We start from the raw sequence: 1,539 nt of genomic DNA, 5'->3' as shown, positions 1-1,539 counted from the left end.
CTCGTTTGCGCAGCTCAAGGGGATACGAAGAGGGGCGTGCCATGACTCAATCCTTTCACGGAATCGAGTCTCCATTCGAACCGGGGCGGTTCAGAGGGCGATGCCCTTGGTGACGGTCAGTCCGAGGACGTTCTCTCTGGCTTGTAAAAGCGTCGTGCACTGTCGTGTCACCCCCAGGTGGGGTGTTGTGTGCGACGGTTCGCGTCGCCGTGTCGTGCACGTCGTAGTTGCAGCGGGCGTGGAACGGTGCCGGACCCCGGGAACGGCCCGCCGGTCGGGGGGACTTACGCTCCCCTCTATGCGATTCCCCAGAATTCTGACAAGCGTGGCCGCGGTGACCCTGCTCAGCGCGGGCTGCGGCACTTCGGAAACCGCCCAGGGCGGCGGCACGGACGACGCGGCGAAGGCCCTGCCGGTCGCCATTACCGGCCCTCAGCCGGACGTGCACATGCGTGGCGGCGACAAGCTCCGGGTCACCCCGGCCCCCGATCTCGACGCTCCCTTTGTGAAGAAGGTGGAGCACGCGCTGCGCGAGGACGTACTCAGCACCGCCAAGGTCGTCGGTGAGACCAGTGCCAAGTGCCCCGCCGGAGTGACCCAGAAGGCCGGTGCGGTCAGCCAGTGCGTGGTGACGTACGCGGGGGCCGAGATTCCCTACGACGTCAAGATCAGCGACAGCTACACAGCGGGCAGCAGCATCATCTCGTACACCAAGGAGCCCAAGAAGGCGCTCCTGGTCGACAAGCTCGTCTACCAGATGATCAACGAGAAGTACGGCGCCGAGTCCGGGCGCACCGACGCGAGCAAGGTCGCCTGCGACAAACTCCCCGCCGCGAAGACGTTCGACTACGGGGCCGACACCGGCTTCACGTGCCAATACTGGGGCGAGCACGCCAAGAACGGCGAGCCGGGCTACCGGACCGTGCAGATCAAGATCGGCAGCAATAGCTACAGCTACAACTTCGAGGAAGTCGAGTAACACCTGCCGGAGCCTAGGCTGAGGCCCGTGTCTGTCAACGACACCTCTGCGTTCGGGAAGCCGCCGACTTCCCGAACGGGCCTGTACCGGGAGCCGTGTCGAGTGTGTCGAGCCCGGTCGGTTCACGGCACCGAGCCCTTCTGCATATTGGACACGGTTTTTTTGACCCGATAGACGAGTAGTCGCTGGCCAGATGCGCCAGCAGGCTCTCGGAGAACAGCATCAATCCGCCACCCCCGCGGTGGTCCGCGACACCTGTCGCGCACCCGACACCCACCGGTACATGCCGCTGAGCTGGGCAACCGCGACGCCCACCGGACTCACCTGCCCCTAACCCCGAGAGAAGCCGGGAGCCCGGCGGCTGGGGCGGTCGGTGATGCGCTGCCCGTACGATGACCGGCGTGACCGTCCGCCGCGCTCTTGGCCACCGGCCCCCAGGCTCCCGCGCCCAGCATCCGCGCCGCCCAGGCCGACCTGCTCGACGCTCTCCCCGGAGAGCGTCTCTCTGACCTCGACGATCTGCGTGCCCGCGGCGTGCTCGGTTCTCGCCCGGCTGTGTC

Annotated in this window: 1 protein-coding gene and 1 pseudogene; one reads left to right on the top strand and one right to left on the bottom strand. The window is 66.5% G+C overall.

What is annotated here, in order from left to right:
- Positions 1-298: 298 nt before the first annotated feature.
- Complete coding sequence (locus ACWCQ6_RS37220; protein WP_451096929.1) at positions 299-979, top strand: hypothetical protein; 681 nt, start codon at positions 299-301, stop codon at positions 977-979.
- Positions 980-1,309: 330 nt separating this feature from the next.
- Here the strand turns inward: ACWCQ6_RS37220 and ACWCQ6_RS37215 are convergent.
- Positions 1,310-1,539, bottom strand: a pseudogene (locus ACWCQ6_RS37215) (hypothetical protein); the annotation flags it as partial.

This window comes from Streptomyces sp. NPDC001880, assembly GCF_053594575.1.
Note: the sequence above shows the minus strand (reverse complement) of the source record. Positions and strands in the feature narration are given on the sequence as shown.